Consider the following 8593-nt stretch of genomic DNA (forward strand, 5'->3'; position numbering starts at 1 on the left):
TGGGCACGGCAGTGGCTGTGTTGGTCTGCCGGCTTGATTCGTGCTCAACTTCTTCTGTTGCCAACTTGAATCAACAGATTGTGCCGAGTGAAAGAACTGCCGGCGAGTCTTTTGCTTAGGCCAAGGCCGCTCGACGCCATTGCAGGCAACCGATGCCGCCGACGGGAAAATCGCGACAGACTTGAGGCCGATGCTGGTGGTGGCGACACAATTTGGAACTCGGATCCAACCAGATGCAAGGCCCGTCCAACTGGCCGCCGGATGGCGGCTGATAGTGGTCCATTGCTTCCAGAATTTCCTGCTGCAGCTCGACAGGCATCTGCAGCCAACGCAGGCGATCGGCGGCGGCCGACGGCGACAATGACGTCGGATCAATCGACTCGGCCGCGTGCAATTGCTGTGACATTAAGTTGAACGCCGGGAATCCCATGTGCTGGCAACACACGCCACAGTCGGTGCAATCGACGACGGGTAGCTCGCTCACTCAACCGTCGGCATCCCGACCAACTGTTTCTCCTTGGCCATCTTGCGGATGTCCTCGGTGATTTTCATCGAGCAATACTTGGGGCCACACATGCTGCAGAAGTGCGCGCTCTTGAAAGTGTCCTGCGGCAGGGTTTCGTCGTGATAGCGCTGTGCGGTTTCGGGGTCCAGCGACAATCGGAATTGTTCCTTCCAATCGAATGCGAACCGCGCTTTACTGAGCGCGTCGTCACGATCTTGGGCACCCTTTCGTCCGCGTGCGACGTCGGCGGCATGGGCCGAGATCTTGTAAGCGATCACACCCTGCTTGACGTCTTCTTCGTTTGGCAATCCCAGGTGTTCTTTGGGCGTGACGTAACACAACATCGCCGCACCGTGCCAACCCGCCATCGCGGCACCGATCGCGCTGGTGATGTGGTCGTAGCCGGGGGCGATGTCGGTGACCAACGGCCCGAGCACATAGAACGGAGCGCCTTCGCACAGTTCCGCTTGCTTTTCCATGTTCATTTGAATCTGATGCATCGGCACATGGCCGGGGCCTTCGACCATCACCTGAGTGCCCTTCTCTTTGCCACGCTTGGTCAGTTCGCCGAGCACTTCGAGCTCTGCAAACTGGGCCGCGTCGGACGCATCGGCGATCGAGCCGGGTCGCATGCCGTCACCCAATGACCAGGTCACATCGTACTGACGCATGATGTCGCACAAATCATCGAAACCGTCGTACAACGGATTCTGTTTGTTGTGCGCCATCATCCATTTGGCGATCAGCGATCCGCCACGGCTGACAATCCCGGTGATCCGATTGATGCTCAGGTGCAGGTGTTCCAGCTTGACGCCGGCGTGCACGGTCATGTAGTCGACGCCCTGCTTGGCTTGGTGTTCGACCATGTCCAAGAAATGCTGGGCGTTCATGTCTTCGATGTTGCCGCCAAGCTCTTCCAGCATTTGGTAGATCGGCACGGTCCCGATCGGCACCGTGCTTTTCTCGATGATCTGACGACGGATGTTGTCGATGTCCTTGCCCGTGGACAGGTCCATCACGGTGTCGGCGCCAAAGTGGACGGCGGTGTGAAGCTTTTCCAGTTCCTCGCCGACGTTGCTGGTCACGGCACTATTGCCGATGTTGGCGTTGATCTTGCATTTCGCAGCGACCCCAATACACATCGGCTCGAGTGCACCGGCGGCGTGGACTTTGTTGGCCGGAATCACCATTCGACCAGCAGCCACTTCGTCGCGGATCGTTTCAACCGGCAGATCCTCGCGCTTTGCACAAAACTCCATCTCCGGAGTGATCTCACCTGCCCGCGCGGCCAAAATCTGCGTATTGCTCATCTATTTGCTCCAAGGTCCCACAAAAAAGCGGGGTAATTCATTGAGTTCGACGGTCTGTTATACGCGTCGAAGGCAAACGAGAGTAGATCCCAAACTTCCGCCCTTCGGTGGTCGGCACCGCTACAGCGTCTTGAGATACTCCAGCACAGCGGCTTTCTCGGATTCGCTGAGCTGGTTGGGGAAATCATGCCCACGGTTGCTTTTGCCAAATTTTCGCGTGTCGAAGTAACTGCGCCGGGCCACGACGTCGGGTTCGCTGGTGGGAACGCTGTCAACGGTTTGAATCGTCAAGCCAATTTTTTCGCTGTCGATGGCCTGGGAAACGGGTCGCCAGAGAGTGGGTCGTTGATCGGGATGCAAAACATGCCACAGCGTCGGCACGCTGCCGTTGTGGAAGTAAGGTGCGCTGGCCCAGACACCATCCAGCGGCGGGGCAACGTAGCCATCGGGATCCGTCACGGTGACCTGCTGGTCGGGTTCGCCGGCATGAGCAAACCAGCTGCGCGCGTATTTCTGTCGCCCTTTTTCGGTCAACGCCGTTAAACGCACCGGATCAGTGCCGACTTCATCGATCGGTACCCGGACATTCGGATAGCTCCAATCCTGGCCATAGGTTCCATGGCACTGGGCACAGTGATCGCTAAACACCGCCCTGCCCTGCTCTGCCAGCACACGATCTACCGGACCGGTGTACTGGGGGGCCCGCAAGGAACTCAGGTAGGCATAGACGTCCTTGAAATCCTGTTCATGAGCCGGATAGAACTCCGCCCCGTTTTCCGGTACCAACGTGAATTGCATCAGCCCGCGGTGCCCTTTTTCGGCAAACCCATCGATGTACACGTGGGAACGTTTGTAGAAATACCACCAGGGTGGCGCATCCATGTCATGGTGTGTGTACAACGTCGGCGGTTTGGCGATCACGTTCAGTTTTTCATCGCGGCCACTCATCAAACCCATCCCGAACACGACTGCGTTGGTGGTTCCATTGGTGGTCCCCAATGGAATGAACAACGCCCCCAACTCCATTCGCCCCGGCAACTTTCCCTGGGTCAGCTTGGTCTTGCCAATTTCTTCGGTCAGTGTCTGTAGCGCGTAGCGATTGTTGGGTGCGCCGGGCGTGGGACTGCCATCGACGCTGCCGCCGTGGCAGGAAAAACAATTCATCGTCCAACGCCCCTGCGCGTCGACCACATATTGCAGCGGTTTGCCCGACCGATCTCCTGGACGCTCTGTCAATCCGTACCGCTGAAATGCCATCCGTCGACGTTCATCGGCGGTCGCCTGACGAGCCCGGCTACGCAGCGGTTCAGGCCACACCGTCCACAAGGCGTCGAAGGTCGATTGATCGAAATCACTGCTCATCACCGCCGTGTCGATCAAGAACCGATACCCCCGCGCGGCGTCAGCGGCCAGTTCTTGTGCCCCTGCTTCGGGTAGCCCTGTTTTTGGTGGCTGTGACCGGTCGGCAGCAGGTGCCGATGTCGCCGCGGCGACTAGCGCAAGAGCCGCACCAATCGCAGCTAACATAGGCCTGCAACTAAGGCGTTTGATCGACAGTGTTTTTATCGAATGCATTTTCAACCAGCAGTTTCCAGCGGCAACCCCCACACACAGGCATCTTACGCAGCCGAATAGCGGTTTCGTTCGTTCTAAAAACGCGTCAATCGCGGAATTGCAATTTCAACACCGCAATTCGGCCCGCCTGCCGAACGCTGGCCTGGACCGGTCGCTGCTGATCGAGTCGGCTGAGATAGCGTTGAACCGACTGTTGTCCCGATCGGGTGACCAACCAAACCGTTGTCGCCGAGGGCGGCAGGGTGGCCAGATGCTGTTGCATCCAACTGTCCGCTTCGCCACTGGAAACGACCAGTACGTTGTCGAGTGGGTAGGGTCCACGAAGCGGAAACGCCAGATAGTCCCACTGTTCCGGTTGGATTGGATCGGTTTCACCGACCGGGCGATGAAAGAAATCGGCTTCGATCAAACCGCTATCCAGCCACACGGGGTCCGCCGGATTCCGCTCGGCACGTACCAACTGCACCGCTTCACGCCACCGTTCACCGCGCAGGTGCAGCGGCATTTGCCCGGCGGACAACGTCGCCAGTGTGCCCTGGTACCACAACTGGAATCCGATCAATGCGATGGCGACCAAACCACCGACCAACGATGGTCCCCAGGCATTCCAAATTCGCCCCGCCCAACCCCGCTGCAGCGAATTGATACCGCCGGCGACCAGCGCCCCGCTGGACCAAGCCAATAACGGCAGCGCGGCGACATAGTAGCGTCGGTGCCATAGCGGCACCCATTGAAAATACGAGGCAACAAAAAAGACCAGCGTCCCCAGCAGCGCGACGATCGCCGGAGCCGCCCAAACAACAACATCGGCTTGGATGGCCCGATCGATCGGCTCTGCCGCGGCCGCGTTCCTACCCTGTCGCCCGACGATCCAGCCCAGCAGGCCCAGCAACAGCGCGGCGGCCAGGGGCATCAATACGATCGGCACCCAATCCCAGGCATACCACAATTGCCACCAGGTGGTCGCTTGACCGAACGCCCGCCACTGATCGCGATGCGCCCAGGAACTCGGCAGTGACGACAATGCCAGCGAAACCAAGGTCGCGGCCACGAGCACCGCTGCCACAGCGTCCGCTCTCCAGAGCGTCAACCGGTTTCGTTTCCAAGCGATGACCAATCCCAACGGCACCCACAACCACAACACGCCCAGTGACGTCGGATGAACCAGAGCGGCGACACAGATCCAAAACAGCATCGCCAATCGCCAGCGGGCGCCGGCAAAACTGTGCCATAGACCACCACTGGAAAGCCCCTGACCGCATGGCGTCCCGATCCAAATCGACAGCGACCACGTGGCCAACACGGCGCACAGCATCACCAGGGCATAGGGTCGCAGCTCGCAGCCGAAAAAAATGGCATTGGGATCGACCGCAAAAATCCCACCGGCGATCCAACCGCCAGCGACACGACCGGTTTGCCGAGCCACCGCGACGACCAGCACCCCGGCGGTCAGGGCGCTGATCAAGACACTGCTCAATCGCATCGCGACCTCGCCCTGGCCTAGCAGCGCCGACCAAACCCACAGCAGGTGAAAATAGCCGGTGGTTTGATTGCCGATCGCCGCCCTTTGAGCGACGTCGGCGAATCCATCGCTGACCGCCCAGGCGGAATGCAATTCGTCGATCCAGAAACTTTCGGCACACGAGGGAACTCGAAAAACAATCGTCAGTGCGATCACCACGGTCACGGCTAGAGCACAGCCAGTGCCGAATGATTTCATCAAGTGGTCCTTTTACGTTTTCGAACGGCAAATCAGTAGCAGTGTACCACCGCAGCATCGATGCCTATCATGTGGCCTACCCACTAGACGATACCGACGCATTGCCATTACGGGAACTGACCTCTCCGATGCCCGCCCCCCAAACGTCCCCCCCGAAAATCGCCCAGGTTGATGCGCGTGACGGGTCCGCCGAGATCCTGCAACAACTGCGCGACAAACTCAGTCCCCAGGGCAACGTTGTTTCGCCGCGCGGTCGCGCGTTGACCGAAAAAGTATTTGGTGCCCCGCTGACACCGGTCGAAGTCGTCGAACAAATCTGTAGCGCCGTGCAACAACAGGGCACCGACGCGCTGCTGCGGTTCAGCAAACAACTGGACAATTCGGACCTGACCGCCGACCAACTGCGTGTGCCCGCTGCCGATCTTGCCGCGGCCCATCAAGCGGCCGATCCTGAATTGCTGGGGTCGATTCGTCGGATCCGCGACAACGTGGCCGAATTTCAACGAGCGATCCTGCACCGCAACGTCACCCTCGAACCCAGACCCGGTGTCCGGCTGACGCAGCGCTATGTGCCGTTGCGCCGCATCGGCGTGTGCGTTCCCGGCGGTGCCGCGGCCTATCCGTCGACCGTGTTGATGACCGTGGTGCCGGCCCAGGTCGCGGGGGTTTCGGAAATTGCCGTGGTCGCACCACCGACCCCGTTTGGGGCTTACAACCAAGACATGTTGGCGACCTGTCATGAACTGGGCGTGACCGAAGTCTATCGCATGGGCGGCGCCCAAGCGGTCGCCTCGTTGGCCTATGGGACTGATCACGTGCCGGCAGTGGACAAGATCGTTGGCCCAGGAAATCTATTCGTCGCATTGGCGAAAAAACACGTCTTTGGAACCGTGGATATCGATTCCTTTGCCGGGCCGAGCGAAGTCATCGTGATCGCTGACCACACCGCGCGAGCCGATTTTATTGCCGCCGACTTGTTGGCCCAGGCCGAACATTCGCCCGGCAGCGCCCTCTTAATCACATGGGACGAAGCGCTGATCGAGGCAGTCAGCGAAGAATTGAACCGACAACTGACTCAACTGCAGCGCAGCGAACTGACGCTGGAGAGCTTGGAAGCATTCGGCGCGCTGATTTTGGTGCGTGACTCGCAACACGCTTGTGAATTGACGGATTCGTTCGCACCGGAACACCTACACATTCAAACCGAACACCCCAGCGAGTTGATCGCCAACATCCGAAACAGCGGCGCCGCATTCCTAGGCCACTACACGCCAGTGGCTTTGGGCGATTACGCTGCTGGCCCCAGTCACGTGCTGCCCACCGGCGGCACCTGTGCCTGGGCCGCCGGGCTGTCGAGCAACAGTTTTTTGCGCAGCGGCAGCATCAGCGAGTTCAGCCAGGACGCGATGAACCAGATCGCGGTCGATGTCGAACGATTGGCCGAAAAAGAAGGTCTGACTGCGCACGCACGCAGCGTTTCGATTCGCCGCGAAACGGGAACAACAACCTGAGATTTCAAGTTGTGCCAGCCTTTTTCGATCAGCACGCCGGCTAGCGATGGATACCAGTCGATTCATTGGATCCCTCGCTGACGCGTCGGATTCTGAAAAACCATCCCTTAGGCACAACGTCAACGTCAACACGTCTCTCCCGAATCCGTTCAGCACTGTTTCCTTCTCGATTTTTCAGCCGCATGTCCAAAACCGACCTCCGCCCTGCCCTTTCGCGGATGCTGCCCTACACGCCCGGCGAGCAACCGCCACCGGGCAAGTTCATCAAACTGAACACCAATGAAAACCCCTACCCGCCACCACCGACGGTTGTCAGCGCCATCCAGGATGCAGCCACAGGGCCGCTGAACCGCTATCCCGATCCGACCGCCACCTCCTTTCGTCGCGCGGCGGCCAATGTATTGGGACTTCCCGGTCCCGATTGGATTTTGGCGGGTAACGGCAGCGACGAAATCTTGACGATCCTGGTGCGTGGCTTTGTTGGTGAAGGCCAAAAGTTACGCCTGCCGTTCCCCAGCTACATCCTCTATCGCACGCTGGCCGACATCCAAGGCGCCAACTGGGAACAGATCCCGTTCCTGGATGGCTGGCATTTGCCAACGATGTTCGGTCAAGGCGACTCGGACCTGCGTCTGGTAATGCTGCCCAATCCGAACAGCCCCAGTGGCACCGTGGTCTCGCCCGATGAGATCGAAAAACTGGCGGCGAGCTTGCCCTGCCCGCTGGTTGTTGACGAAGCCTACGCGGACTTTGCCGATTTCAATTGCCTGGATCTGGTCCAGAAACACGACAACATTTTGGTCACCAGAACGCTCAGCAAATCGTACGGGCTGGCCGGCGTTCGATTCGGCTATCTGGTCGCCCAACCCTCGCTGGTCGCCAAACTGTCAAACATCAAAGACAGCTACAATTGTGACTACCTGGCGACCATCGCGGCCACCGCGGCCATCAATTCCCAAGACTGGTTGGCGGACGTCGTTGAAAAAATCAACACCACCCGGGCTCGAATGCAGACACGGTTGACCGAAATCGGTTTCAATGTCACGCCCTCACACGCCAACTTTGTTTGGTGCACTCATCCCAGCGGGCGGCATCAAGAACTTCACGAGTACCTGAAGAAAAATCAGATCCTGGTCCGCTACATGGACTTCACCGACTGGGGCGATGGACTGCGCATCTCGGTCGGCACCGACGACCAAATCGATGCTTGTTTGATGATGATCGAGCGCTACTTCAGCTAACGATCCCACATCTTGATCAACCACCAACCGCTTGCCGTGACTTCCCCCCCTAGCCCAATCGACGCGCCAATATGCCACGCACCGCACAAGTCCATCGCACCACCGGCGAAACCGATATCAAACTTTCCATCGACCTGGACGGCGACGGTTCCGGCACACGCCAGTCCGGCATCGGTTTCTTAGACCATATGCTCGATCTGTTGGCCAAACACGCTCTGATCAATTTGGATGTGACCGCCAAGGGTGACTTGCACGTCGATGACCACCACACCGCCGAGGACATTGGCATCGCACTCGGTCAAGCCATCGACCAAGCATTGGGTGACCGCGCCGGTATCCGCCGCTACGGGCACTTCACGCTGCCAATGGATGAATGCCTGGTCACTGCCGCCGTCGACTTGGGGGGGCGGTATGCGTTTGAATATCACGCCCCGATCGCCGCGTTTAAGATTGGAACGTTCGATAGCGAACTGATCGAACACTTCTGGCAATCGTTTGCCGCCAACGCCAATTGCAATCTCCATGTGCTGCTGCATCACGGACGCAACGCGCACCACATCGCCGAATGCGTTTTCAAATCGACCGCGCGGGCAATCCGCATGGCGGCCGAATCCGATCCACGCTCTGACGGCATCCCCAGCACCAAAGGCGTGCTATAGGGCTGAAGCGGGACCGGCCACGGTTCCGATGTCCTGCGTCTGCCCAGATCCTCTGAACCCTGGCGGGATCAG

General features: G+C 59.0%; 7 protein-coding genes. 3 read left to right on the forward strand and 4 right to left on the reverse strand.

Annotated features, from left to right (window positions below; all coding sequences use genetic code 11):
• Positions 1 to 115 precede the first annotated feature (115 nt).
• The 4 genes from NHH03_RS26880 to NHH03_RS26895 all read right to left on the reverse strand — a co-directional run bounded on the left by NHH03_RS26880 (position 116) and on the right by NHH03_RS26895 (position 5110).
• The gene (locus NHH03_RS26880) at positions 116 to 484 is read right to left on the reverse strand and encodes a YkgJ family cysteine cluster protein (protein ID WP_253161448.1); all 369 of its coding nucleotides are present in this window, start codon (positions 482 to 484) and stop codon (positions 116 to 118) included.
• The gene (gene thiC, locus NHH03_RS26885; RefSeq protein WP_253161449.1) at positions 481 to 1815 is read right to left on the reverse strand and encodes a phosphomethylpyrimidine synthase ThiC; all 1335 of its coding nucleotides are present in this window, start codon (positions 1813 to 1815) and stop codon (positions 481 to 483) included. Before thiC ends, NHH03_RS26880 begins: the two co-directional genes overlap by 4 nt.
• Before the next feature lie 120 nt (positions 1816 to 1935).
• Positions 1936 to 3342 carry a c-type cytochrome gene (locus NHH03_RS26890; RefSeq protein ID WP_253161450.1) on the reverse strand — a complete coding sequence of 469 codons (1407 nt, stop codon included), beginning with the start codon at positions 3340 to 3342 and terminating at the stop codon, positions 1936 to 1938.
• A 133-nt stretch (positions 3343 to 3475) separates the two neighbouring features.
• On the reverse strand, positions 3476 to 5110 hold the full coding sequence (locus tag NHH03_RS26895) for a glycosyltransferase family 39 protein (RefSeq protein ID WP_253161451.1): 1635 nt from the start codon (positions 5108 to 5110) through the stop codon (positions 3476 to 3478).
• Positions 5111 to 5238: 128 nt separating this feature from the next.
• Here NHH03_RS26895 and hisD point away from each other — a divergent pair, with 128 nt between their 5' ends.
• The 3 genes from hisD (at position 5239) to hisB (ending at position 8521) form a co-directional block, all read left to right on the forward strand.
• The gene (gene hisD, locus NHH03_RS26900; protein ID WP_253161453.1) at positions 5239 to 6621 is read left to right on the forward strand and encodes a histidinol dehydrogenase; all 1383 of its coding nucleotides are present in this window, start codon (positions 5239 to 5241) and stop codon (positions 6619 to 6621) included.
• 182 nt (positions 6622 to 6803) lie between these two features.
• The gene (hisC, locus tag NHH03_RS26905) at positions 6804 to 7862 is read left to right on the forward strand and encodes a histidinol-phosphate transaminase (RefSeq protein WP_390895648.1); all 1059 of its coding nucleotides are present in this window, start codon (positions 6804 to 6806) and stop codon (positions 7860 to 7862) included.
• 71 nt (positions 7863 to 7933) lie between these two features.
• Entirely contained in the window at positions 7934 to 8521 is a 588-nt protein-coding gene (hisB, locus tag NHH03_RS26910) for an imidazoleglycerol-phosphate dehydratase HisB (protein WP_253161452.1), read from the forward strand.
• The last annotated feature ends 72 nt before the right edge of the window (positions 8522 to 8593 follow it).

This window comes from Stieleria tagensis (assembly GCF_024129865.1).
GTDB classification, from domain to species: domain Bacteria; phylum Planctomycetota; class Planctomycetia; order Pirellulales; family Pirellulaceae; genus Stieleria; species Stieleria tagensis.